Source organism: Spiroplasma sp. DGKH1 (genome assembly GCF_040940205.1).
GTDB lineage: Bacteria > Bacillota_I > Bacilli_A > Mycoplasmatales > Mycoplasmataceae > Spiroplasma.
In genome coordinates, this window is sequence record NZ_JASTWG010000004.1 from 157,559 (window position 1) to 184,070 (window position 26,512).

A 26,512-nucleotide genomic window follows, 5' to 3' on the forward strand; every position below is an offset into this window, starting at 1 on the left:
GGAAGAAATGTCTTACCAAGATAATTTAAACTTATGAAAAAATGCTCATAATTTAGATTCTAAATTAAAAGCAGAATTTGAAAAAATGAATGAAACTGAACTACAAGAAGCTTTTGCGAATGACCTTGAATTTGGAACCGCTGGTTTACGCGGAATTATTGGGGCCGGAACGGGGAGAATGAACCTTTATACAATTCGTCGTGCGACTTTAGCATTTATGCAATTTTTACAAACGCAACATTCACCAACTGATTTGAAAACAAGAGGAGTGGTAATTGGCCATGACAATCGCCATTTTTCAACTGAATTTGCCCAAGAAGTTGCTAATATTTTAGCAACTAATAATATTAAAGCGATTTTATTTGATAAAAATGAATTACGCCCAACCCCCGTGGTTTCCTATTCAATTCGTAAAATTAAGGCTTTAGCTGGAATTATTATTACTGCTAGTCATAATTCTCGTGAATACAATGGTTATAAAATTTATGATGAATTTGGTTGTCAATTTTTACCTGTTGCAACTGATGTGATTGGAGAATACTATTTAAATATTAAGAATGAGGTTTTTGACTTAGCATTAAACCCAGATCCTAATTTAATTACGTATGTTCCGCACCAAATTGAACAAAATTATATTGACGATGTAAAAGCAATGCAATTTTATCCCAACCAACCACGAAACATTAAAATTGTTTTTTCTAATTTGCACGGAACAAGTAAAGATTGGACCCCAAAAATTTTACGTGAATGTGGATATGAAGTTATTATTGTTGAAGAACAATATCCAAATGACCCTGATTTTACTTATGCGCCTAATCCAAATCCTGAATTGCCAGAATGTTATGATTTAGCAATTAAATATGCCAAAAAACATGATGCGGATATTATTATTTTAAATGACCCAGATGCTGACCGTCTTGGAATTGCAGTGAAAACAGCAACTAATGATTACTATTTAATGACAGGAAATGAAACTGCCCCCGTTCTTATTGAATATCTATTTTCACACTACAAAAAAAATAATACCTTACCATCCAATGGGGTAATGTACAATACTTTTGTAACTGGTAATTTATCTGATAAGGTGGCAGAAAGTTATGGAGTTAAAGTTATCAAAACACTAACAGGATTTAAATGAATTGGTGCTCAAATGCGTTTAGAGCCTGAACGCAATTTAAAATTCTTATTTGGGTTTGAAGAAGCTTATGGTTATGTTTTAAAAGATATTACCCGTGATAAAGATGGGATTCAATCATCAATGGTTATTGCCGAAGCTTGTTGATACTATCATCAACAAGGGAAAAGTCTGTATGATGTTTTAAATGATATTTACCAACAATTTGGTTACTATTATTGCTACACTGTAAACTTAGTTAAAAAAGGTGTTGAAGGTAAACAGATTATAAAAAATATGTTAAAAACATTACGGAATGAAGAAATTAAACAATTAAATAACATTAAATGTGTTAATAAAGAAGACTACTTAAATGGTTTGTATAATATGCCGGGCCAAGATTTATTAAAATTTTATTTTGAAGATGGTAGTTGGTTTGCCGTACGAGCAAGTGGAACCGAGCCTAAAATTAAATTCTATTTTGTTTGTGTTGATAACTCAACACCACAAGCTAAAGCAAAAATGGAAGCCATGTTTAAAGATCTAGAAGCTAATTATTTAAGTTAGGTTTAAAAATAAGAATTTTATTTTAAATAAAATTCTTATTTAATATTTTTAGGTTAGTTTAAATCAAATGTAAAATATGTTATGATTGATGCGTATAGTAGGAAGGATTTTTTCAAGATGGGAAAAATTATATTTGAAGCAGATGATAATCGCAAAGGGATTATTGATAAACTTTTTGTTAATAATGATCAAGAAGTGAAGGCAAATGATAAATTAGCAAGTGTGGTTACGCAAAGCAAGATTTATGAAATTAAAGCACCAAGCGCCGGAATTGTTAAGAATATTTTAGTGTATGAAAATAAGGTTATTAATAGTGGCGATGTTTTATTAGAAATTCAGGATGCAGATAGTTCTCACGTGCCAAATAATGAAACAGCACCTGCCCAGGGAACTTATGGAGGTTATAACCAACCTAACGCTAATAATCGCTATAATAATGAGCATAATCCATATCAACAAAATGATAATAAAAAATCCGAAACAGAACTATTCCGGGAAGAATTAATTGAAACGTTATTGTCTCGCGAAGTTGCTAGTGATAAGAGTGCGGATGAATGGGGAACAACAGTTGAGTTAAGCAATGAAAATTTAAACCAAAATGAAATGACAAAAATGACATTTGAAAATTCTGAGCCCCCAGTTCCCAGTCAAGATTTAACTTCTGAGTTATTGACTGATATTATTGATAACGAAGAGTTGGCCGCGGAATTAGAATCATTTGAGTTTAATTTAGATAATGTTAAAAATAGTTTATCAAATGTTGAAAATGAACTTAATAATAAAGTTAGCCAACAAGAAATTATTAATGATATTGCTAACCTAACACCAGAACCATCTGTTGAAAAAAAACATCCGTTGAATGACCAAATTTCTGATACAACTATTCATCGTGTTTATGAAAACATTCAAAATGAATTGAATAAGGAAAGTAATGAACAAGAAATTATTGGTGATACTTCTGCCGATGAAAATCTTCATGTAGACCAAACAATCTATTTTGATGAAGAATTAGCTGCCCAAGACCCAACCGTTAATTTTGAACCCCAAGAGTTGGCAGATGATCTATCCCCAACTAATCATTTCGAAGGTTCAAACAAGGTTGAAATTAGCCAAGACAATAATAACGTTATAACATCAACTGCTAATTTAAATGACGATATAGATTCTGATCAAGGGAATCAAATTTTAGCAGATGTTACTGAAAATGAGGCTCTTGACTTACCAACTTCACCCCATGGGGAAGAGGAAAATTCCCAAATTAACGCGGTAAAATTAACAGATGAATCAATTAATAAACAACAACAAATTATGAACAGTAAACGGAACATTGCGCATGGTTTTATTGATGTGGAAGTTGATGTTAGTGAACTTGTTAATTTATTAGCCATTATGCGAGAACCATATCTACAACAAAACATTGATTTAACTTTAATGCCATTTTATGTGAAAGCTGTGCATGATGGGTTAAAAAAATTCCCATTGTTTAATGCTCGTTATAATCGTGAAACCAACGCGGTGGTCTTTAAATGATTTTATAACATTGCAGTTAGTGTTGATAATAGTAACACGATGAAGATGCCGATTTTACATAATATTACCGAGGAATCGGTAAAAGAAATTGCCATTAAATTATCTGATTTAATGGACCGTACAGTTAATGAAAATACTAGCGGCAATGAATATCAAGATTCAACCTTTTCAATTGTTAACTTTGGTGAATATGGAATTACCCGCGGGACAGTTACCATTCCGGAAAGTCAGATTGCCAGCATTGGGATGGGAATAATTTTTAAAAAACCAGTCGTTGTTGAAAAGAATGACATTGCAATCCGCGATATTATGATGATTACTTTAGGTTATGATGAATCAGTGATTGATATTACTGAAGCAAGCAAATTTATTCATTATGTTGCTTATTTATTATCAAATCCAGGGTTATTATTATAAAATAAAAGGGTGATCATGTTTCACCACTTTTTCTTTTTAGAAAGGACCAACTTAAATATGAATATAAAAGACTTAACAACAGAAGCTAATAATATTACTTTAATTGCCATTGCCGATAAGGTCTCACAAGCGGTGGCGAGTAATGGTAATACTTATTTAACAATTTTACTAAAAGATAAAACTGGAACAATTGAAGCGCGATTATGAGATGCCAAACCTCATGATTTGGAAACTTGAGTTAAAGGGAATTTTTATAAAGTAAATATTAATGTGATTGAATACCGTAAGGTTTTACAAGCAAAAATTAATAGTTATGATGTTGTTGATAATGAAACAGTTAATTTAGAAGATTTCATTCCCATCGCCCCCCTTGATAAGGAACTTATGTACCATGAAATTTTAGAAACAATAAATAATTTAACCAACAATGATTATCAAAATATTATGCGGTTAATTTTAGAAAAATATGGTGAACGTTTTAAAATTTGGCCAGCCGCGATTCGCAATCACCATGAAATTCAGTCGGGACTACTATGGCATAGCTTAACGATGCTACAAATGGCAAAAGCTGTTGGGAATGTGTACCATGATCGTTTAATTGATTTAGATTTATTATATTGTGGAATTATTCTACATGACTTAGGAAAAGTAGTTGAAATTACAACCGGAACAAGTAGTGACTTTTCATTAGAAGGTAAGTTATTAGGACATATTTCAATTATGACTAATGAGTTACATGCAATTGCTAAAGAACATAATTTATATAATGATAATATTATTTTGCTAGAACATATGATTTTAGCTAGCCATGGGCGGTTAGAATATGGTTCGCCAGTTGAACCCCATATTTTAGAAGCTGAAATTTTATCATTTTTAGATAATTTAGACGCCCGAATTTATCGGATTGATAAAGAACTAGAAAAAGTTGAATTAAATGGTCAGACTCCGCGGTTATTACCAGTAGAAAACCGCTGGTTTATTAAACATTTTAATAAAAAATAAAAATTTGGTAAGTTAATGATTAACTTACCAAATTTTTATATGGAAAATGTTTTTTTAGAAATAATTCTCATCCGGGTGTTGGTTCAATTTCAGGATAAATTGTTTTGAACGCCCTAAATGCTGTTTCAAAGTTATTATTATCAACAATATTATTAATGACACAAAACATAAAAGCAACACTAGCACTTCGATTAATTCCCTGAACACAGTGCAAATAAACATTTTCATCTTTAAGGTTAATGTAATAATCAAGGAGTTTTAAAATCTCCTTAATTTGCTGGATATTTATTTTTTGATCAGTAAAGATAAAATCCGGAAAGGGAAAACTAAAATATTGGACATTTTCTTCAGTTTTAATAGGATTCATAAATAGTTTTTGTTGGCTTAGTTCACTGCTTTGATCTAACTCTTCAGCAGCGTTAATATCAATCAATGAATCACTATTTCTTGACATATAATCTCCTAAATAAAGATTTTTAGTAATTTTTCGATACATAGTTTTTCACCCATTTATATTATTACCTATTTTTAGAAAAATTCAATTCTTCTTTTTAAATATTTTATCCACATTTAATAATTATTTTAAAAATTTTGATAAAGTAACTATTTTTTAGTGGTTTTTTACCAATACTTTATAGTACAATTATGGGTAGACAAGACTAGTTGGGAAGGGAATAGCTATGAATGATGTTCAATTATTTTTTACGCATTTTGCTCTTGAATTATTTGGCACCGCTATTTTAATTGTGATTGGTAATGGTGCTGTAGCTAATATGGTGTTAAAAAATACGAAAGGTACTGGTGGTGGTTATATGGCAATTGCCGCTGGCTGAGGATGTGGAGTTCTTCTAGGTGCCATGATTTCTACTGCCCTGCACGGGGTTGCCCATTTAAATCCAGCCATTACGTTATCTTTTATTATTCAAAAAACATGGTTTAATTTACATGGATGATTTTTAGTTCCTGCGCTCTTACTTGGCCAAATTCTCGGGGCACTCATTGGTCAAATTTTTGTTGATATTATTTATTGAAAACACCTTTATCAAACAATCAATACAGAACCTAATAATTTAGTGTTATCAATGCATGCTACTACTCCCCAAAATCGAACTTTATTTCTGAATATTTTTGCTGAATTTATTGGAACCTTTGTTTTAGTTGCCAGTGTATTAGCAATTAATCGTTTTAGTAATTCTAATTTAGCAATTATTAATCCATTTTTTATGGGATTAGTAATTTTTGGGATTGGTCTGGGACTCGGGGGGACAACTGGTTATGCAATTAATCCAGTGCGGGATTTAATCCCCCGGTTAGTTTATTTTTGCCTACCAATTAAGAACAAACCAGCAGCTGATTGAAAATATTCCTTAGTTCCAACCTTAACCCCACTGGTTAGTGCTAGTGTTTGCTCAGCAATTTTCTTAGTTATTTAAAAGAATAATAATTTTATTATTTAAAACTTAATAAGAAAGTTGTTTTAAAATTATTATTTTAATCATTTTAGATCAATAATATTTTAATTTTAGTGATAAAATATCACAGGAATATAACTATGAGGTGAAAAAATGAAACAAAATAAATATGATAATCCTGAATTTTTTAATAAATATCAAGAGATGGAACGATCACAATTAGGACTAGTTGGAGCTGGCGAATGACATGCATTTGAAAAAATGATGCCCAACTTTAAGGATAAAACAGTTTTAGATTTAGGTTGTGGTTTTGGATGATATAGTTTATACGCCGCTGAACATGGGGCAAAAAGTGTCATTGGGGTTGATATTTCGGAAAAAATGTTAGCAGAAGCTAATAAGAAAAATAACTATCCAAATATTATTAAATATATTAACTCTCCAATTGAAGATATTGAATTTCCGCAGGAATCTTTTGATGTGGTGTTAAGTTCCCTAACTTTTCATTATTTAAATTCATTTTCTGATATTTGTGCAAAAGTAAATAATTACTTAACAAAAAATGGGGAGTTTATTTTTTCTGTTGAACACCCAGTTTTTACCGCCGAGGGTTCAGAAAATTGATTTTATAATGATCAAGGCCAAATTTTACACTGGCCAGTGGACAATTATTTTAGTGAAGGGGTTCGGGAAACAAATTTTTTAGGTGAAAAAGTTTTTAAATATCATCGAACATTAACAACATATATTAGTGAATTGCTTAACCATGGTTTTGAAATTACTAATCTTGTTGAACCAAAACCAGATAGTAAATTATTAGCAACAGTTTCAGGAATGGAAGATGAATTACGAAGACCAATGATGCTATTAATTGCTGCTAAAAAAGTAAACCACAAATAAATAATTAATAAGGCTCTTTTACTAAAAGAGTTTTTATTTTATTATATTTTAATATTCAAAATATTCAATATTAAAATATAAGTGCTACTCAAAAGGGAATGTTTAGTTGTTAATAAAGATAATTATAAAATTCAAAGGCTGGATAAATTGCTGAGGAAGTTATTAGTGGCAAAAGGATTATTCTTATTAAAAGAAAAATTTAAATTTTATTAATTATTAGTAAACTTTTTACTACTTTTACTTGTAATTTATAATTTTTTGTATTATTATTTAAATGTAATTGAATGCATTGAAGGAGAGAGCACAATAGTGCTCTTTCTTTAATGCGGATCAAATTATATATTTATAAATGAGGTTGGGTGTTAATGAAAAATTGAGAACAAATTAAATTGACAATTATTGAACAATTAAAATCTTATTTAGAAGAACAAAACTTAGAATTATTCGATATTGAATATTTAAAAGAATTTAATAGTAATGTTTTACGAATTTTAATTGAGCGAAAAGATGGAAAAATAATTGATTTGGATTATTTAGTTGAGATTAGTGAAGGAATTAATCCACTAATTGATAAGCTTGATTTGATATTAGAAGAATACTTATTGGAAATCTCAACCCCAGGAGCTGAAAAACCACTCCGGAATTTTGCCGAACTTGCCCGCCAGCTTAACCAGTACCTTTATCTGGAACTAAAACAACCAGTAAATGGTTTAACTGAAATTACCGGAACCTTACAAGCAGTTGACAACAACACTCAAAATATCACCTTCCAATATTTTATTAAAGGTGTTAAAAAACAATTAGAAACAAATTATCAAAATATAAATTTTGCTAGATGTGCAGTTAAATTTTAAGAAAGGAAATTTTATAACCATGATTGATGGAGCAAAGTTACTAAGTACAATTGATGAAATTGTAAAAGAAAAACAAATTAACCGAACAATAATTTTAGAATCAATTAAAGAAGGAATCAAAAAAGCTTATGAAAAGCATTTTGATCCTGAAGCAACAATTATTGTTAATATTGATAACCAAACCGGACAAATTACTGTTCAAAAAGAATTAAAAGTTGTTAAAAAAGTTGAAGATGATTTATTAGAAATTGGTCTTAATGAAGCAAAAAAAGAATATGGTGAAAATGTTACAATTGGTGATACTGTTTATGAACCAATTAATTCCGAAGAATTCTCACGGTTAGCAATTATTCAAGTTGGGCAAATTATTAAACAACAAATTAAAGAAGCCGAAAAAGATTCAATTTTTGATGAATATATTAATGAAAAGGGTAACTTAATGAATGGGGTGGTGATTGCCGCTGAAGAACGTTATTTATTAATTGAAGTTGACCGAACATTTGCTTATATGCCGCGGAAAAATTTAATTTTTTCTGACCATTATGATGTTGGTGATCAAATTTTATTTTTAGCAGAAGATGTTAATAAATCTAAAAATGCTGGTCAAATTACTGCTTCTCGCACAAGCAATGATTTTTTAGCAAAATTAATGGAGCGAGAAGTTCCAGAAATTTTTGAAAAAGTTATTGAAATTAAAGCCATTGCTCGAGATCCAGGTCGTCGTAGTAAGATTGCTGTTTTTAGTCATAATGAAAACATTGATCCAATTGGGGCTTGTGTGGGGACCAAAGGAAGTCGTATTAATAAGGTAACTGAAGAGTTAAATGATGAAAAAATTGATATTTGTATTTATAGTCCAAATAATAAAGAATTTATTATTAACTCATTATCACCAGTGAAAGTAATTTCAATTGTAACTAATGATAAAAATAAGGAAGCGGATGTTGTGGTTCCCGATGAACAATTATCATTAGCAATTGGGAAGGGTGGAAGTGCTGCCAAATTAGTTGCTAAATTAACAAAATGAAAATTAAATATTATTAACTATTCAGAAGCCTTAGCTAATAAAACTAATATTTTATGAAATGGAAATATTAATGAAGAGGAATTAGCAGAGTTACAAATTAAGTTAAAAGATAAGGTTAAAGAAAAACAAACTAAATTTGAAGAAAAACAACGTGTTGCTCCGCCAGAATTACCAGAAGTCGAAACTTTTGAAATTATTGAGGAACACTTAGTTGAAGATAACAATGGGTATTTAGATAACGAAGAAAATTACCACGTGGAAAGTTTAGTTGAAGAAAATGATGTTGATATTCAACAAGAATTACAAAAAGAAATTGCGACAATCGAAGACACATTATCTTTCTTTGAGGAAAATACTCCTGATAAAGATGATGAAGAAATCAATTATGATGAATATGATGATTATTACGCAGATAAATAGTTAAATAAAATGAGGTGAATAAAATGCAAACTAAAAAGAAAATTCCCCTTCGCAAGTGTGTTGTTTCTAACCAAATGTTCCCGAAAAAAGAACTAATTCGGGTTGTTAAAACAACAAATAATGAAGTTTTAATTGATCCCACGGGCAAATTAAATGGAAGAGGAGCATATCTTCGCCCCACATTATCTATTTGAGAACAGGCCAAAAAAAATCGTGCTCTGGAACGTGCTTTGCATTTAAAACTATCCGATGAGTTTTATGAAGAACTAAAAAAAGAAATTATTGAAGGATGAGATTAAGTGGAAAGCCAAATTTATAGTTTGCTTGGACTCAGTCAAAAAGCCCGCAAAATAATCACTGGGCAATTGTTAATAACCGCCATTAAAGCCCAAAAAGTTTTTCTGGTTATTACGACAGGACAAATCGGAACTAGCCAAGAAAAAATGTTTAATCAGAAATGTTATTATTATAAGATTCCGTATTTTAACCGGTTAGATACGGAAGCGTTATCAACCGCCATTGGAAAACAAAATTGTAAAGCAATTGGGATATCTGACCAACAATTAGCAACAAGAATTATTGAGTTATTGACTAATTAAGAAAGAAAAGGAGGATGCTGTATGGAAAATCGTAAAAATAAACCAATGAAAAAAACATTGGCGAAAAACCAAAGAAATCGGATTCAGTCACAATTAAAAACAGTGGAAGCACATGTCGAAAAAGGGGTTTTTGTTTATTCCGAAGCAATTTCAATTGCCGAATTTGCTAATAAAATCAATAAACCAGTCAGCGAAGTGATTAAATATTTCTTTATGAAAGGAATTATGTTAAATCAAAATACTATTTTAACTGAAGAGCAATTGGGTGAGTTAAGTTTAGAATTTGGATTAGATTTTAAAAAAGAGCGTTCAGTTACGCACGAGAATTTATTAGAAAATTTTGAGGTTAATGATAATCCTGACACGTTAGAACAACGTCCCCCAATTGTTACAATTATGGGTCATGTTGACCATGGGAAAACGACCTTATTAGATACAATTCGTAATTCAAATATTGTTGGTGGTGAATATGGGGGAATTACCCAGCATATTGGAGCTTATCAAATTTTAACAAAGACAAATCAAAAAATTACTTTTGTTGATACGCCGGGGCATGAAGCCTTTACCCAAATGCGTGCCCGTGGGAGTGCAGTAACCGACATTGTTGTTTTAGTTGTCGCTGCTGATGATGGGGTAATGCCCCAAACTAAAGAAGCGATTGACCATGCCAAAGCAGCCCAGGTGCCAATAATTGTTTTTGTCAATAAAATGGATAAACCAGAAGCGAATATTGACAATGTTATGATGCAACTAGCGCAAGAAGACTTAACAAGTGAAGAATGAGGGGGGCAAACTCCATTTGTAAAAGGGAGTGCCAAATCGCGCCTTGGAATTGACGAATTATTAGAAACGATTTTACTAATTGCAGAGTTAAATGAATTAAAAACAAATCCAAACCGGTTTGCGATTGGAACTGTAATTGAATCACATTTAGATAAGGGTGTCGGTCCGGTTGCCACTTTATTAGTTCAATCAGGAACATTAAAATTAAAAGATGCGCTGGTTGCTGGTTATACTTTTGGTTATGTTCGTGATTTAACTGATGAAACCGGTAAAAAAATTAAGCAAGCTGGTCCCTCAACCCCAGTTATTATGCATGGGTTAAATGAAGTACCGAATGCTGGTGATAAATTTATGGTGTTCCGGGATGAAAAATTAGCGCGGGAAGTTGCCTTAAAACGAAAAACTAATGATATTATTAAAAAACGTCATAAATCACAAGCCTTTTCATTAGAAGCATTATCTGATCAAATTAAAGATGGACAGTTAAAACAAATTAATTTAATATTAAAAGCTGACACACAGGGGACAGTTGAAGCTTTACAAGCAAGTTTACAAAAAATTAAAATCCCGGGTGTTAAAGTTAACATTATTCGTGCCACAGTCGGGGGAATTTCCAATAGTGATGTAACCTTAGGACTAGCCAGTCAAGCATTAATTATTGGTTTCAATGTGCGACCAACAGCCCAAGTGCGAAAAAAAGCGGATGAAGATGGCGTTGAAATTCGTTTATACAATGTTATTTATAAAGTTACCGAAGATATTGAAGCAGCCGCCAAAGGAATGCTTGATCCAGTAATTGAAGAAGTAGTAACTGGCCAAGCGGAAGTTCGGCAATTATTTAAACATTCGGCAATCGGAACAATTGCTGGCTGTCATGTTATTGATGGGGTTATCCCTCGTAAATCAAAGGTACGGATTTTAAGAGATGGGGTTGTTGTTTACCAAGGTGAATTATCTTCGTTAAAACACTTAAAAGATGATATTAAAGAAGCAAAAGAAGGCAGTGATTGTGGGCTAACTGTTAAAAACTATAATGATCTTAAAGAAGGCGATATTGTGGAAGCTTACGAAGAGAAAATTGTTAAAAACTAATTAAAACCTAAGAATAATCTTGGGTTTTTCTTTTGCTTCATTTATCTTTTACCATTTTTGTAAAGAGTTTCCTTTGTAAACTTTTCAGTTTTCAAGAAGTGAAAAAATAGGTATACTTATTACAAAGAATAAATAAGGAGAATGTAAGGTTAATGTCAACAGAAATTGTCAAAGTTCAAAATTTAACCAAGAAGTACCAAAACAAAGTCGTTCTTAACGATCTTTCTTTTGTAATCCATGCTGGTGAACGAATCGGAATTATTGGGGCTAATGGGAGCGGGAAATCAACGCTAAGCGAAATTATTGCGGGAATTCGTCCTCCCACCCGTGGGGAAGTATTTAAAAGCCCCGGGTTGCGAATTGGTATTCAGTTCCAAGATTCCAAATATCCAATGGGAATTACCGTGATGGATATGATTCGCTATTATTGTGATACTTTTAAGATTAAATACGATAAGGATGAACTGTTGAATTTATTAGCAACTTATCAATTGGCTAATTTAGCCAAAAAAAATATTAATAGTTTGTCGGGTGGTCAACAACAGCGCTTAAATATTTTATTAGCAGTGATTCACCAACCAGATTTAGTTATTTTAGATGAAGTTTCATCCGGGCTAGATATTGAAGTAAAAGAAATTATTTTTACTTTTTTAGAAACCAATATTATTGCCAATCACCGGGCAATGTTATTGGTATCTCATAATATGGAAGAAATCGAACGCTTTTGTGAGCGGATTTTATATTTACACGCCGGAGAACTTAAAGCCGATTTGCCAGTAAAAGATGTTGTTAAGGACTATGGTAGTGTTTTTAATTATACCAAGGCAATGTTTGATTATTATAAAAGCCACGAGTCAGCTGCTAACGACAATCAACCATCCCAAATTAAAAGAACATCTTAAACGCTAATAATAGTGTGGTTAAAATGTTCAAGTTAATAAGTAATTAATGGTTAATATAAGATCACAATTGATCTGTTGTATTGATAATTGTTTATAGTTAATAATTGTTCTTCCCGTTTACTTAAAAATTTTCATCATTTCAATTTTTAGTTAAGTTATTAGCCCGAATAATTTTATCTTCTAAATCAGGTTGTTTAATTTTAATTAACGCACGAAAAATAATATCGGCAATTAAAATTTGAACAACCTTCGCCGATAAGGATGAAAATCCTTCGTTTTCTTGGGAATGTAATTCAAATAATAATAAGTGTTTTATTTGATACAATTTATTAAGTTCTTTGTTATTGGTAATTAACGCAACCTCAATATTAAACTTGTTAGCTAAATTGATGATTGAAACAATTTCTTTTGTTACACCAGATTTGCTGAAGATAATTAATAAATCTTCTGGTCCCATATTTTGCATCATAACTATTAAACTATGAACATCTTCAGTGGCAAAACAATTATGACCAATCATATTCAGATTACTACTTAAGACACGGCAGGGTAAGAAACTGGTCCCGATTCCAAACGTAAAAATCCTTTTTTTAATAACTAAATCATTAATCAAACCATCTAAAGCTGGTAAATCTAAATTGTCAATTGTTTCGTGAATACTATAAGAATAATAAACGCGAATATTATTAACAATGTCTTCTAAGGCCACTGTGTCATTAATATAATAATTTTTGGATAAAAAATTTAAACGTTCATAAACATGCATTTGGAGTCTTTTGATATTTTCATACCCTAAGTGTTTCGCCATTCTGGTGATTGTTGACTCGGAAACATAGTAATTTTTGGCTAATTCGGTAATTGTTTTATTAGTAAAAAACTTTGGATCTTCAATGATTTTTTCAATAATTGAAATTTCTGTATCAGTCAAATTTGCTTTATCATACTCAAGTACTTTTAACATAACCTTGTATACCCTCTTCTATTGTGAAAATAATTTGCTGAATCCTTGTAATAATTTTACATTAAACTTTTATAAAATTTCAAATGAAAATACCGAATAATTCTAGGGAATTATATAATTTTTTATTTTATTTCAAATTTATTTATGAAAATTTTAACAATAAAAGGTAAATTTTTTTTTTTTTTATAGTAAAATATCAGTAGAATAACAAGAAAATTTCTTATTGTTCTACGGTTCAGGAAAATTCCTAAAAGTACTAACTTTTTTCATATTTCTAAAAAGTTTAAAAATTTTTAGGAATTATCCTTGCACTATTTAAGTTTAGGGGTTATAAATATTTTAGTGTAAATAAAATTAATTAGAAATAAATTTTAATAGATAGGTTTGGTAAATTAATAATGCAAATAGAATCCAGTTAAATTAAGATGACTAGTCAAAATATTACTTATTTATCAATTTTTATTGTCGGATTAGTAGTTGGCTGTTTTTTCTTGTGGTTATGATTTTTCATTCGCCACCGGTTAGCAAAAACCGAAGATTACTATAGTAAGCGGAATTTAAATTTATGAGATTATTTTAAGCGCAATATCTCATTATTTGCCGCAATGTTTTTCTTTGTTATTGCCTTATCAGCCCTGTTTATTTGAATAACATAATAATTAATTTATTTATATGTATTAATTAGCAGAAAGGAAAACTTGACGATGAGTGAAGTCAAACAAAAAAAGTTAAAACCATTTGTCTCGCGTGCTTGGTGGAAACAATCAAACCAGCGGACAATGGGGACCCTAAGTAAATTAAGTAAAGCCTTTTTACTACCGATTGCGCTCTTGCCAATTGCCGGGATTTTTCTTGGTGTCGGAGCAACTATTACTTCAAAAGTTGATGCTAATAGTGGGGCATGATATTTTGGTAACTTTTTAAACCAAATGGGTAACATTGCTTTTGGTAACTTACCAGTCTTATTTGCGATTTCAGTAGCGATGGCATATACTGAAGACGCCGGAGTTGCCGCCTTAACAGCGGTGATTGGATTTTTAGTTTTCAATGCAATTCAATTTGCCTTCTTGCACAATGAATATTCACATTATCAATATACTGTTGATATCATTGGGGCTGATGGCAAAGCAATTTTCTCGGGATTGATTGTTAATACCGATTCCTTGCGCAATCCATCCTTAATGGATCCTACCCAGTTATTAGACTGAATGCGGAGCAGTGATTCTTATAGTCAATTAGTTAAAAATGCTGATCATTTAGTTATTCATGCAAGTAGTACCCAAGTTGATTCATACGGATTATTATTCTATTATGGTTCAACCTGAGCGGTTCAAAATAAATTAACAACCGCTAATTTAGGGATTAATTCATTAAACACTGGGGTGTTTGGAGGAATTTTTGTGGGGGCGGTTGCCGCCTGAGCATATAATCATTTCCACAAAACCCAATTACCTTCCGCTTTAAGTTTCTTTAGTGGATCAAAATTAGTTCCAATTATTACTTTTATGGCGGTTATCCCGTTGGCCTTTATTTTTATGTTTATCTGGCCGTTAATTGGAACAGCCTTAGCTTGGTTTGGTAACAACTCTGGAAAATTACCAGTGGGGTTAGACTCATTAATTTTTGAGATTTTTGAACGTTCATTAGTACCTTTTGGACTACACCATGTGTTCTATTCACCATTATGATGAACTCAAGCTGGTGGTTCAATGCCAGATTTAATTAATAGTGTTATGAATAATCCATTGGATTATAAAGATTTCTTAGCCCAAATCAATGGGTTAACAGTGGGGGGGGTCACACTTCCTAAATTTGACATGAGTACCATTACAAGTGATCAAGCACAAGTTTTAGTTGCCGCTTGAGTATCACACTTAAATCCAAATACCATTGCGGCAGTTGGAGATCAAACAATTATGTATAAAATTATTGCTGATCCCTGGGTAACTTTTACCCAAATTCAAGATTTAGGATTAAACCTTGGACGTTTCCAATCTGGTAAATTCCCATTCATGATGTTTGGATTACCAGCCGCTGCTGCAGCAATGTGGTTTGCGGTTCCCAAAGAAAACCGTAAAAAAGTGATGGGGATTTATTTCTCAGCAGCCTTTACATGTTTCTTAACCGGAATTACAGAACCAATTGAATTTACCTTCTTATTTGTAGCGCCATGGTTATTCTATGGTGTCCACATGCCATTATGTGCAATCTCATTTATGCTAATGGGATTACTACATGTCCACACTTCAATGACGGTGTCAGGAGGATTCATTGACTTTATTGTCTTTGGTATTATTCCATTTATTAGTGGAAAAGGAACTAACTTCTACCATATATTATGAGTAGGAGCCATCTTTATCCCCGTTTACTTCTTTGCCTTCTACTTTGCAATTAAATATGGAAAAATTGCCTTGCCAGGTCGTGAAGGAGCAGTTGATAAATTATATACCAAAGCAGACTTTAAAGCAAAACAAGCCGGAAAAGATAAAGATGCCCAAGTTGTGTTAGCCGCCGCTGGCAAAGGTGATGATGCTAAACGTGAAAAAGCCCGCAAAATTATTGAATTTTTAGGGGGCGAAGCTAATATCACTGGTGTTGATTCATGTGCTTCACGATTACGATTAACAGTTGTTGATAATACAAAAGTTGATCCCGAAGGAATCAAAGCCTTAGGTGGTTGTGCTGGCGTTTTAATTCGCGGAACCTCAGTTCAATGTGTATATGGGGGGGAACAAGAAGTTATTAAACCATATATGCAAGAATTATTAAAAGAGATGCGTGAACAAAAACCACAACCTAAATAATTTCTGTAAATAACAACAAATATTCATTCTGTTTTGGAAGAATGAATATTTTTTTGTTAAAATAAAAGAGCTGAAAAACTATTTGTGGAACCTTCACATTAAATAATAGGTTAAAATATGATAAAATAAAAGAAAGATAATTGGAGTGGCATTAATGGAATCAATTTTTAATTTTACAGAGCAGCAGTTACAAGATGATTTAGTGGCAAAGGGTTTTAAAAAATATTTAGCGCGACAGTTGTATGATTGAATATATGGCAAAAATATTTATTCTTTTGACGAAATGACAAATATTTCAAAAAGTGACCGGGATAAATTAAAAACAATTTATCAAATTAACTTTTTTGAAATTGTAACCCAACAAGTTTCAAAAGATGGAACCGTGAAGTTTTTATTTAAATTACCGGATGGTTTTAAAATTGAAACCGTTTTAATGCGCCAAAGTTATGGAAATTCGGTTTGTGTCACAACCCAAGTTGGATGTAATATGGGATGTGGTTTTTGTGCTTCGGGTTTATTGAAAAAAACTCGTAATTTAACTACCGCAGAAATTGTGACCCAAGTGGTGATGGTTAATAATTATTTACAAGCTTCGCATGAACGGGTAAGCCACTTAGTAGTAATGGGGATTGGTGAACCCTTTGATAATTTTGAAAATGTGATTAATTTTGTCAATATTGTGAATGAACCAAAAGGTTATCAAATTGGAGCCCGCCACATTACAATTTCGACCTGTGGGTTAGTTCCTAAAATTATTGCGTTTGCAAATTTACAAACCCAAGTTAATTTAGCAATTTCATTACATGCTCCAAATGATGAAATTCGTAATCAATTAATGCCAATTAATAAAGCGTTTCCGATTGCCAAATTAATGGAAGCTGTTAAATATTATTTAGCAAAAACTAACCGCCGGGTTACTTTTGAATATATTTTAATAAATGATGTTAATGACAGTATAGAAAATGCTAAAGAGTTAGCTAACTTAATCAAGGGAATGAACGCCTATGTTAATTTAATTCCTTATAATAAAGTTGAAGAAAATCCTTATGAACGTAGTACGCATATTAATGAATTTTTTGATACTTTACAAAAACATAAAATTAATTGTATTGTTCGTCGGGAATTTGGTCACGATATTGATGCGGCCTGTGGACAATTACGTGCTAAAAACGAAGGGATTATAAGACGGTAATTATTATGAATATTAGATTTGGTTATAAAACAGATGTTGGTTCTTATCGAAGCAACAACCAGGATTATTTTGAATTTGCCACAAATAATTATAATAATTATTTAGCAGTTGTTTGTGATGGGATGGGTGGTCACTTGCATGGCGAAGTTGCCAGTCAACTGGTGGTTAATAGTTTAGTTAATCATTTCCAAAATGTTAATTTTTCTGGCTGAAATGATGAAGAAGTTAACCAGTGGTTGCGAAAAACTGTCATTAGTATTCAAGAAGAGATGGTTAACTATGCTAAAATTAATCCCGATACTAGTGATATGGGGACTACTTTAGTAGCGGCCTTAATTGCCAACCAAAAGGTCTATGTGGTTAATGTTGGTGATTCACGTTTATATAAATTACATCATAATAAAATTTATCAAATTACAACCGACCAAAATATGTGAAATTCAACCGAATTAAAAGATAAACAAGAATTAGAATTTCAAGGTCAATATAAAAAACAATATAATACTAATACTTTTTGAAAAGTTTTAACCAGTGCCTTAGGACCAACCAAAACTTTAAAAATTGATACATATGTTATTGAAGACATTATGGGAACCTATATCTTAACAACTGATGGTATTCATGACTATGTTGATGAATATGATTTTATTGATGCCTTAACTTCAAATAATAAACTAAATGATAAAGTTAAAATTTTAATTGATCGGGCTTTAGAAAATTTGTCAACCGATAATTTAACGGGGTTGATTTTTGAAATTAGTTAGTTTTTATCCTTACTTTGTTGCCTAAATTTTATATCTTAAAATGGAAAAAATTTTTAAAAATTTTTAATTTTTTTATTCATTTGGTGTGAAATGAAATTGGATAGTTTTTAGAAAATAATTTAAAAACTATTAATTATACGGGAACATTTATATTTATTTTATTGTGTTAAGGGTTTTTACGGTGGGAAGTAGAAACGAGAGGAAATTTTATGAAAACGTTATTAAGCATTATGGGAGCAGTAGGTCTAGGAGTAACTCCCGCAGCAGTATCAACAAATTTGCTAAGTCAGCAAGAAAATATTGATCATAGTGAGTTAACTTTTTCTCCTAATGGTATACTAAAAGCAGAAGAAAGCATGTGAGCTTTTAGTTTAACAATAGATTCTAAGGATATGGCGTCAGAAGTATTTGTAGTTTCATGAAATCAGTTAGGGATGAAATATGAAGAATTTATTAAAAATTATTCAAAGGTAAAATTAAATTTTCAAGACTGCTATTTATATTTTAAATACGGATCTGATGACAGTTCATATATAAGACAAGATCTTCAGTCATATACAATAAATTTGAGTTCAGGTTTTAAACCAACAAGTGAGAAAATAAAAACTCAATTTTTATATGAAGATTTTGGTCCAACAAGTGTTGGAGACACAGCAGGAGAAACTTACATATATACCCAAGCTGCTATTGATGGTCTTCATTTTCAAGTTGTAGCATGGGTTAAAGCTGGTGGAGAATCATATTATTGATCACAAGTTATATCTGTTGTTAACATTAAAAGTATTACATTTATGTAATTAATAAGTAATAAATTTAATGTAAATAATTGCAAGATATAGTTTTCGATATGGTTTAAAAGACATACAAAGGTAGATAAAATTATTTATTGTATGCCTTTTTTTGTGAAATAATAAGAGTAAGCATTTTAAAATATTTTAATTTTAATATAATCAAATGTAGTTAAATAATGTTATATTGCTAAACTTTCCAATTTCTCATATAATAAAAATATATGATTTTTTTATTAAAAATTTAAAATATTTTTAATAATAATTAGTAAGAGGAGATTAATATGAAAAACAAAAAAGAGCAAACTAACCATCTTCCTAAAGAAGAGCATCCTCCTTTAGAGCATAAAAATATGATGAATAAGTTGAATGATGATCCTTTAATCGCAGATGACCACAGTCATCACCATTCACCAACAGAAGAGCATCAGCATCTTCATCATAATTCAGAAGAACATCACCACAATATGGATCACCAACATGACAGCCAGATGGCAAATGCTCATTCAGAACATATGATGATGGATAAAACAGAACCAGAGCACCAGCATCAACATGAAGAACATCATGGGCCTGATCATCACCATGAGGATCCAATGTCTGGTTCGCATTCAGGACATATGATGATGGCTAATTCTGATGGTGAACATCATCACCATGGTCACCACGAACATCACAATCATTTAATGCACATGCAAGATTTTTATATTCCTGCCAAAGTTAAAGATTGAAATAAAAGATCAGTAGCTAATTTAATTAAATTGTTAGTTGGCTGTGTAATTACCTGTGCGCTAATGTTGGGGATGATCAATGTTTATCCGTTAACTTATTTAAGTAATAAATGGTTTCAATGAGTAGGAACAACAGTGGTGCTAGTTTATCCAGGTTTTTACTATTATAAAAGTATGTTTAATGAATTATTTCGATGAAGAACAATCGGAATGTATACGTTAATTGGAATTGGTTCATTAATTGCTTATGCTTATAGTATTTATTTAGTTTTTGATAATCCCAACCATTATCACTTGTTTTTTGAAACCGCCGCGGCCATTATTACAATTTTATTAATTGGTGACACCATTAATGCTTCGGTTCAACATAAAGTAACATCGGGAATGAAAGATATTTTATCATTACAAGTAATGACAGCTAATTTAGTAACTAATAATTATCAAACTGTTAAAGAAGTTAATATTAAAGATATTAATATTGGTGATCTCCTTCTTGTTAAAAAAGGAGATAAGATTCCTGTTGATGGGAAGGTTAACCAAGGAGTTGCTTATATTAATGAAGTTATGTTAACCGGCGAAAGCAATATTATTGAAAAAACGGTTAATGATCCTGTAATTGGGGGAACTATTAATGAAGGGAACCCCTTTTACATGGAAGCATTGAAAGTAGGAAATGATACTGTCTTAGCTAATATTTTAGATAAAGTAGCAGCAATCCAAGCTCAAAAACCCCGGGTACAAAAAATTGCGGATAAAATTTCGCAATGATTCACCCCCTCAGTTTTTATTTTAGCCGCCATTGCCTTCTTAATTCAGTATTTTTATGTAGATGTTAATAATGTTTCACACGCCATTAATATTGCGATTGCGGTAATTATTATTGCTTGTCCCTGTGCGTTAGGAATTGCGACCCCTTTAGCAACGGCAATCGGAACTAGTAAAGCAGTCAAAGAGGGGATTATCTTTAATAATGCCCAGGTGTTTGAAAAAATTACAAAAATTGATGCCATTGCTTTTGATAAAACTGGGACAATTACCACTGGTGAATTAACAGTAAGTAAGATTTTAGGGGATCGTAAAAATTATCCCTATATTTATAATTTAGAATTATTATCAAACCACCCAATTGCCAAAAGTATTATTAAAGCAATTTCAGATCAGCAACCAAATTTAAAATTGACTAATTTTTCAGAACAACCAGGGAAAGGAGTTAGTGCTAATTTTGAAAATAAAGAATTAACTTTAATTTCCTATCAAAAAGCAATCCAAAAATTTAAAATTGCTGATGAATTAAAAAATGAACTAGCAACGTATCCCCATGAATCAGCAACATTAATTGCCTTAGTGATTAATAATAACATTGAAAATATTATTATTTTAACTGATACAATTCGTTTAAATGCTAAATCAACAATTGCGAAGTTTAAAAAAATGAACATTGCCGTTTATATGATCAGTGGGGATGACATTGTGGCAACCAAAAGAATTGCTGATGAAGTGGGAATTGAAAATTATCATGCCAATGTTAGTCCACTCGACAAAGCAAAAATTATTGAAGAAATTCAACACCAAAATAAAGTGGTTGCTTATGTGGGGGATGGAATTAATGATGTTGTTGCTTTAAAACAATCGGATTTTGCCATTTCAATGAGTCAGGGTAGTGAAGTAGCAATTCAGGCTAGTGATATTACCATTATTAAACCAGATATTCTAAATATTTATAAAGCATTTACTAGTACCAAAGTAACCCGTAAAATAATTTGGTCAAACTTTGCCTGAGCCTTTGGTTATAATATTATTATGTTACCCTTAGCAATGGCCGGTATTATTCCCCCCATGATTAGTGCAATTACAATGGGGGCAAGTAACCTAACTGTCCTTTTAAATTCATTAGTATTTAATCTTGTTAAAATTGATTATGCTAAATAAAAAATAAAGTTTTAATTAGTTGTTAATTAAAACTTTATTTTTCTTATTTTTATTATATGTTATGATATTTATGAGTTTAAATTATTAATTTAAAGGGTGAGGTAATGGAACAAATTACAAGTGGAACAATTTTACATAATCGTTATGAAATTATTGGCAAGATTGCCGATGGGGGAATGGCCGAAGTTTTTGAAGCCTATGATAATATTTTAAAACGTAACGTGGCAATTAAAATAATGTCAGTTAGTTTGTCAAAAAATAAGGAAGCTGTTTATCGTTTTAACAAAGAATATAATTCTATTGCGCAGTTTTCGCATAATAATGTGGTGAAGGTTTATGGAACATTTGAAGTTTATGATCGTCAGTGTATTGTTTTAGAACTAGTCAAGGGTTACACCCTGAAAGACCGCTTATTAACCTTAGGACCTTGTACTTTACACGAATTAATTTATTTTTTTCAGGATATTAATTTAGCAATCATCGAGGCTCACCGCAATGATATTATTCATCGTGATATTAAACCCGAAAATATTTTAATTTCTTATGATGGAAAGATTAAAGTTGCTGATTTTGGGGTGGCTATTTTAGATAATAATAGTGAAGATTTAGAAAATAATAAAATTATTGGGACCTCAAAATATATGGCTCCCGAAATTGTCCAGTCCAAACCAGCCACCAAAAAAAGTGATATTTATGCCTTGGGGATTATGTTATATGAACTAGCAATTGGTACGGCACCGTTTGTGGGGAAAAGTCCGACGTTAGTAGCAGTTAAACATGTCAAAGAGTTACCCTTACCACCGCGATTAATTGATCCGCAAATGCCCCAAAGCTTAGAAAATGTTATTTTAAAAGCCATTGCTAAAGATCCTCTTGAACGCTACCAAACAGTTGAGCAGTTTAACCACGACTTAACCGCAATTTTAACTCCTGCCCACCAAGCAGATAAACCATTACATTTTCGAAATGTCATTGAAATTAAAGGAAAACGAGTTAGGGTTCGCGACCGTTATCTAGCGATTCCCAAAGTTTTAAATACTAACTTAATTATTACTTTTGCCATTATTGGGTTATTATTACTAATTATTGGGTTATTACTATCATTTCTGTTATAGTTACAATGCAAAAACAAGGTATTATTGTTAAATTAATTAGTGAATTTTGTTATGTAAAGGTTAAAAATGATAGTGTAATTTATGAGTGTAAAGCTAAGGGGATTTTTCGTCACCAAAAGTTAGTTCCGATTGTTGGTGATAAGGTTAAAATTGAAGTCCAGCCAAATGAAAAGGGAATTATTATTGAAATTACTGCCCGGAAAAATGAATTGTACCGGCCAAAAATTGCTAATATTGACCAGGTTATTATTATTTGTGCAATTAAAGAACCTGATTTCAATTCTTATTTATTAGATAAATATTTAGCCTTAATTGAATATAAGGATTTAACCCCAATTATTGTTTTTACCAAAAAAGATTTGGTGGTGCCAACTGATCCCATTTATGAATCATACCTTAATTGCTATGCCAAATTAGGTTACCAAACTTGTTTTATTAGTAATAAAGTTCTTGACCCCGTTGCATGAGCTAACTTTGAAAAGTTACTGGCTAATAAAATTTCGGTTTTTACTGGTCAAACCGGAAGTGGGAAATCTTCTACTTTAAATAGTTTGTTAAATGAGGATATTATCAAGACCCAATCAATTTCGAAAGCTTTGGGTCGGGGAAAACATACCACTACCACCACGGAATTATATGATGTGTTAGGAGGAATGATTGCTGATAGTCCCGGTTTTTCTTCGTTTGATATTAAAGGTTTTACCAAAAAAGATTTAGCAATTTCCTATCAAAACTTTGCTAAGTATAGTAGTGAATGTAAATTTCGGGGATGTTTACATGACCAAGAACCTGGTTGTAAAATTAAAGAACTAGTTGAAAACCACCAGATTCCAATGTTTTTTTACCAAGATTATTTAAAAATTTTAGGAGAATTAGAAAGAGGTTAACAGAATGCCAAAAGAATATATTATTGCCCCAAGTGTTTTGAGTGCTAATTATCTAGATTTGAAAAGTGATTTAACCGCAATTGCGAGGGCGGGAGCCAAATGAATCCATTTTGATGTAATGGATGGTGATTTTGTACCTAATTTAACATTTGGTCCCAAAATCTTAAGTGATATTACTAGTTATAGTGATTTATTTATTGATTGCCATTTAATGGTCAAGATTAAAAATTCATCGGTGGAAGAATATTTACTACCATTCATCAAAGCAAAAGCTAATTCAATAACATTACATTATGAAGCATTAACTGCTCAACAATTAACCGAATTTTTAAGTTTAAAAAATAAATATCCAATTAAGATAGGGTTAGCCATTAAACCAGGCACTCCAAGTGCTGAGATTTTAAAATTTTTACCCAATCTTGATGTTATTTTAGTAATGACAGTTGAACCCGGGTTTGGTGGACAATCATTTATGGCGGATAGTGCTTATAAAATTAAAGAATTACGTGATTATCTTGATGCTCATCATTTATCAACTTTAATTGAAGTTGATGGGGGGATTAATGAACAAACTGCCAAAATTTGTAAAGATTATGGGGTTGATGTGCTAGTAGCAGGTAGTTATTTATTTGGTCATTCTGATTTACAAACAAGATTACAAGGACTATTAAAATAATGAGTGACCAGCAAGTTAAAGTTCTAATTGTTTGTTCACAAACCAACCTTGATTTAACCCAGTATGCTGATTATTACCACATTGGGGTGGAACGGGGTTGTTTGGCCCTCTTAAATCATAAGTTAACCATTGATTTAGCTTGTGGGGACTTTGATTCATTGTCCCCGGCAGAATACCAAACAGTTATCAAAAATACTAATAAATTAGTCAAAGTGTCAGCTATTAAGAATGAAATTGATGCTGAATTAGCAATTACTGAAGCCTTAAAGTTACAACCAGCCGAAATTATTTTAATTACCCAGGGACCTCGCGTTGATATGCAATTAGCTTCTTTTGGTTTTATTGCTCAATATAATGTTAAATGGTTAAACGACGATAATTATTGTTATTTATTAAAACCCCATCAAGTAAATGTGGTAATCCCCCAACCAGGGTATCGTTACTTATCTTTCATTAGTTTAACTCCTGCGAAAGTAAATATTGCCAAGATGAAATATAATGTCCAAGACTTTGAAATGACAGCATTATCCGCTAATGCAATTAGTAATGAATTCATTTATGATCAACCAGGAGAAATTGAAGTATTATCCGGAACTGTAATTGTTATTTATACTAAATAAAAAGGTTATTTATTATTTTAATAAATAACCTTTTGTTGTTAACAAATTAAATTTTTAATGGTACCCATGATCGGGGTCGAACCGATACGAATTTCTTCGGTAGATTTTGAGTCTACTGCGTCTGCCAATTCCGCCACATGGGCAAGTTACCATAGTTATTTTACCTTATTTTTAAGATAAAAAAAATAATTAACACAAAAAAACTCTTAATTTAATTAAGAGAATTATAATTATTGTGCAATTTGCCCTTTACGTTTTAATGTTTTTAAAGTTCTTGCTGAGACACGTAATGTTTTTAATTCTCCATCAACAACAATTCTTACTTTTTGTAAGTTTACATTTCATTTACGACGAGAAGCATTCATTGCGTGTGATCTTTTATTTCCTGATAATGCTCTTGTTCCTGAGATATCACATTTTCTTGACATTTTATCACCTCTTCATACTATAAAATAATAAACAAAAATGAAAATAAAAGCAAGTATATTTTAGGAACTTTTAAGTGATTTAACTAGTTTACTTTTATTTCTTCTATTAAATTTAAATAATAAACTTATTTTTAAATTCCGCACTAATCTCGGGAAGTTTTTCACAGACAAAATAGTCAATGTCTTTCGCATGATAAAAATCAAAAAAACCAATTGAATTAAATTTACTACTATCTGAAATAATATAAGAAATACTAGCCATATCTAGTACTTTTGTTTCTAAACTAGCTTCGGTTTCGTTGTTATTATATAATTTTCCCTCCATATCAACATTTGTTACCGAAATGAAAGCTTTATAAAAAGTCTCAATTTCTAAAGCTTTTTCAGTAAAAGTACCAATAAAAGCACCTGACCGTTCACGTAAACGTCCACCCAGTAAAACAGCATCTGCAATGTGCTCATTTTTAAGGGCTTCTTCATATACAAATTTAGAATTAGTAATAATTTTAACATATTTAGTAATTTGGCGGACAAACTCTTCACAAGTAGTACCAGCACCAACAAAAATAACATCTTTATCATCAATTAATTGTTGGGCAGTTTTTGCAATTATTTTCTTTGCTTCATAATTAATATTTAATTTTTCCAAGCGGGAAGTATCTTCAACGCTAACTTTATTATTTCATTTCACAACTCCGTATGATAATGTAATATAATTTTTGGCTGCCAATTCTTGTAAATCTCGTCGTAATAAAACATATTTAATATGGTAAGGTTTTACAAATTCCATAATTTCATTCATATTAAACATCTCTTTTGTTTGTAAAAAATTTAATAATAGTTTTTGACGCTCGACTTTATACATTGTAATCCCTCTTTTTTTCTTCTAATGTCATTATATAATATATCAAATTAAGATTTATTGTTAATATTGATATTTTATAAATTAATTAATATGTGATATTAATCATAATTTATTACCTAATAATTTTATTATA

Annotated in this window: 25 protein-coding genes and 1 tRNA gene; 21 read left to right on the plus strand and 5 right to left on the minus strand. The window is 31.1% G+C overall.

The features are described from left to right. The first annotated feature begins 7 nt into the window (after window positions 1–7). The 3 genes from QPK10_RS04345 to QPK10_RS04355 all read left to right on the plus strand — a co-directional run bounded on the left by QPK10_RS04345 (window position 8) and on the right by QPK10_RS04355 (window position 4,630). A complete protein-coding gene (locus QPK10_RS04345) occupies window positions 8–1,681 on the plus strand; it encodes a phospho-sugar mutase (RefSeq protein ID WP_368486795.1) in 1,674 nt (557 codons plus the stop codon). 117 nt (window positions 1,682–1,798) lie between these two features. After that, on the plus strand, window positions 1,799–3,628 hold the full coding sequence (locus QPK10_RS04350) for a 2-oxo acid dehydrogenase subunit E2 (protein WP_368486796.1): 1,830 nt from the start codon (window positions 1,799–1,801) through the stop codon (window positions 3,626–3,628). Window positions 3,629–3,685: 57 nt separating this feature from the next. After that, window positions 3,686–4,630 carry a 3'-5' exoribonuclease YhaM family protein gene (locus QPK10_RS04355; protein WP_368486797.1) on the plus strand — a complete coding sequence of 315 codons (945 nt, stop codon included), beginning with the start codon at window positions 3,686–3,688 and terminating at the stop codon, window positions 4,628–4,630. Window positions 4,631–4,649: 19 nt separating this feature from the next. Here the strand turns inward: QPK10_RS04355 and QPK10_RS04360 are convergent, their stop codons facing one another. Beyond that, entirely contained in the window at window positions 4,650–5,084 is a 435-nt protein-coding gene (locus QPK10_RS04360; RefSeq protein WP_368486798.1) for a hypothetical protein, read from the minus strand. A gap of 226 nt (window positions 5,085–5,310) precedes the next feature. Here QPK10_RS04360 and QPK10_RS04365 point away from each other — a divergent pair, with 226 nt between their 5' ends. The 8 genes from QPK10_RS04365 to QPK10_RS04400 all read left to right on the plus strand — a co-directional run bounded on the left by QPK10_RS04365 (window position 5,311) and on the right by QPK10_RS04400 (window position 12,619). Beyond that, window positions 5,311–6,063: an MIP/aquaporin family protein gene (locus tag QPK10_RS04365; RefSeq protein WP_368486799.1), complete on the plus strand. Its 753-nt coding sequence runs from the start codon at window positions 5,311–5,313 to the stop codon at window positions 6,061–6,063. Window positions 6,064–6,195: 132 nt separating this feature from the next. After that, complete coding sequence (locus QPK10_RS04370) at window positions 6,196–6,942, plus strand: class I SAM-dependent methyltransferase (protein WP_368486800.1); 747 nt, start codon at window positions 6,196–6,198, stop codon at window positions 6,940–6,942. Window positions 6,943–7,307: 365 nt separating this feature from the next. Next, window positions 7,308–7,796 carry a ribosome maturation factor RimP gene (locus QPK10_RS04375; protein ID WP_047791769.1) on the plus strand — a complete coding sequence of 163 codons (489 nt, stop codon included), beginning with the start codon at window positions 7,308–7,310 and terminating at the stop codon, window positions 7,794–7,796. A 19-nt stretch (window positions 7,797–7,815) separates the two neighbouring features. After that, on the plus strand, window positions 7,816–9,243 hold the full coding sequence (gene nusA / locus QPK10_RS04380; RefSeq protein WP_368486801.1) for a transcription termination factor NusA: 1,428 nt from the start codon (window positions 7,816–7,818) through the stop codon (window positions 9,241–9,243). A gap of 23 nt (window positions 9,244–9,266) precedes the next feature. Continuing rightward, window positions 9,267–9,542, plus strand: a complete 276-nt coding sequence (rnpM, locus tag QPK10_RS04385; RefSeq protein WP_368486802.1) for an RNase P modulator RnpM — start codon at window positions 9,267–9,269, stop codon at window positions 9,540–9,542. Continuing rightward, window positions 9,543–9,842, plus strand: a complete 300-nt coding sequence (locus QPK10_RS04390) for a L7Ae/L30e/S12e/Gadd45 family ribosomal protein (RefSeq protein ID WP_368486803.1) — start codon at window positions 9,543–9,545, stop codon at window positions 9,840–9,842. A gap of 21 nt (window positions 9,843–9,863) precedes the next feature. Beyond that, on the plus strand, window positions 9,864–11,717 hold the full coding sequence (gene infB, locus QPK10_RS04395; protein WP_368486804.1) for a translation initiation factor IF-2: 1,854 nt from the start codon (window positions 9,864–9,866) through the stop codon (window positions 11,715–11,717). Between the two features lie 152 nt (window positions 11,718–11,869). Beyond that, entirely contained in the window at window positions 11,870–12,619 is a 750-nt protein-coding gene (locus QPK10_RS04400; RefSeq protein ID WP_368486805.1) for an ABC transporter ATP-binding protein, read from the plus strand. 121 nt (window positions 12,620–12,740) lie between these two features. On the opposite strand, the gene QPK10_RS04405 is transcribed toward QPK10_RS04400, so the two are convergent. Beyond that, window positions 12,741–13,580 carry a MurR/RpiR family transcriptional regulator gene (locus tag QPK10_RS04405; protein WP_368486806.1) on the minus strand — a complete coding sequence of 280 codons (840 nt, stop codon included), beginning with the start codon at window positions 13,578–13,580 and terminating at the stop codon, window positions 12,741–12,743. 425 nt (window positions 13,581–14,005) lie between these two features. Between QPK10_RS04405 and QPK10_RS04410 the strand changes: the two genes are divergently transcribed. The 10 genes from QPK10_RS04410 to QPK10_RS04455 all read left to right on the plus strand — a co-directional run bounded on the left by QPK10_RS04410 (window position 14,006) and on the right by QPK10_RS04455 (window position 25,086). Then, window positions 14,006–14,236, plus strand: coding sequence for a hypothetical protein (locus tag QPK10_RS04410; protein ID WP_079450807.1), 231 nt, complete (start codon window positions 14,006–14,008; stop codon window positions 14,234–14,236). Window positions 14,237–14,284: 48 nt separating this feature from the next. After that, window positions 14,285–16,384, plus strand: coding sequence for a PTS transporter subunit EIIC (locus QPK10_RS04415; protein WP_368486807.1), 2,100 nt, complete (start codon window positions 14,285–14,287; stop codon window positions 16,382–16,384). A 154-nt stretch (window positions 16,385–16,538) separates the two neighbouring features. Beyond that, complete coding sequence (gene rlmN / locus QPK10_RS04420; protein ID WP_368486808.1) at window positions 16,539–17,576, plus strand: 23S rRNA (adenine(2503)-C(2))-methyltransferase RlmN; 1,038 nt, start codon at window positions 16,539–16,541, stop codon at window positions 17,574–17,576. 5 nt (window positions 17,577–17,581) lie between these two features. After that, a complete protein-coding gene (locus QPK10_RS04425) occupies window positions 17,582–18,340 on the plus strand; it encodes a PP2C family serine/threonine-protein phosphatase (RefSeq protein WP_368486809.1) in 759 nt (252 codons plus the stop codon). Window positions 18,341–18,549: 209 nt separating this feature from the next. Further along, a complete protein-coding gene (locus tag QPK10_RS04430) occupies window positions 18,550–19,137 on the plus strand; it encodes a hypothetical protein (RefSeq protein WP_368486810.1) in 588 nt (195 codons plus the stop codon). Window positions 19,138–19,412: 275 nt separating this feature from the next. Continuing rightward, complete coding sequence (locus QPK10_RS04435) at window positions 19,413–21,788, plus strand: heavy metal translocating P-type ATPase (RefSeq protein ID WP_368486811.1); 2,376 nt, start codon at window positions 19,413–19,415, stop codon at window positions 21,786–21,788. A gap of 104 nt (window positions 21,789–21,892) precedes the next feature. Next, window positions 21,893–22,903, plus strand: a complete 1,011-nt coding sequence (locus tag QPK10_RS04440) for a protein kinase (protein ID WP_368486812.1) — start codon at window positions 21,893–21,895, stop codon at window positions 22,901–22,903. Between the two features lie 5 nt (window positions 22,904–22,908). Further along, window positions 22,909–23,790 carry a ribosome small subunit-dependent GTPase A gene (gene rsgA, locus QPK10_RS04445; RefSeq protein WP_368486813.1) on the plus strand — a complete coding sequence of 294 codons (882 nt, stop codon included), beginning with the start codon at window positions 22,909–22,911 and terminating at the stop codon, window positions 23,788–23,790. Between the two features lie 4 nt (window positions 23,791–23,794). Further along, entirely contained in the window at window positions 23,795–24,466 is a 672-nt protein-coding gene (gene rpe / locus QPK10_RS04450) for a ribulose-phosphate 3-epimerase (RefSeq protein ID WP_368486814.1), read from the plus strand. Continuing rightward, window positions 24,466–25,086, plus strand: a complete 621-nt coding sequence (locus tag QPK10_RS04455) for a thiamine diphosphokinase (RefSeq protein ID WP_368486815.1) — start codon at window positions 24,466–24,468, stop codon at window positions 25,084–25,086. Before rpe ends, QPK10_RS04455 begins: the two co-directional genes overlap by 1 nt. Before the next feature lie 58 nt (window positions 25,087–25,144). Here QPK10_RS04455 and QPK10_RS04460 read toward each other — a convergent pair. The 3 genes from QPK10_RS04460 to QPK10_RS04470 all read right to left on the minus strand — a co-directional run bounded on the left by QPK10_RS04460 (window position 25,145) and on the right by QPK10_RS04470 (window position 26,379). Next, a tRNA-Leu gene (locus QPK10_RS04460) sits at window positions 25,145–25,229 on the minus strand. 87 nt (window positions 25,230–25,316) lie between these two features. Beyond that, on the minus strand, window positions 25,317–25,514 hold the full coding sequence (gene rpmB / locus QPK10_RS04465; RefSeq protein ID WP_047791754.1) for a 50S ribosomal protein L28: 198 nt from the start codon (window positions 25,512–25,514) through the stop codon (window positions 25,317–25,319). A gap of 112 nt (window positions 25,515–25,626) precedes the next feature. Then, window positions 25,627–26,379 (minus strand): DeoR/GlpR family DNA-binding transcription regulator, encoded by a 753-nt coding sequence (locus QPK10_RS04470; RefSeq protein ID WP_368486816.1) that lies wholly within the window; start codon window positions 26,377–26,379, stop codon window positions 25,627–25,629. Between the last annotated feature and the right edge of the window lie 133 nt (window positions 26,380–26,512).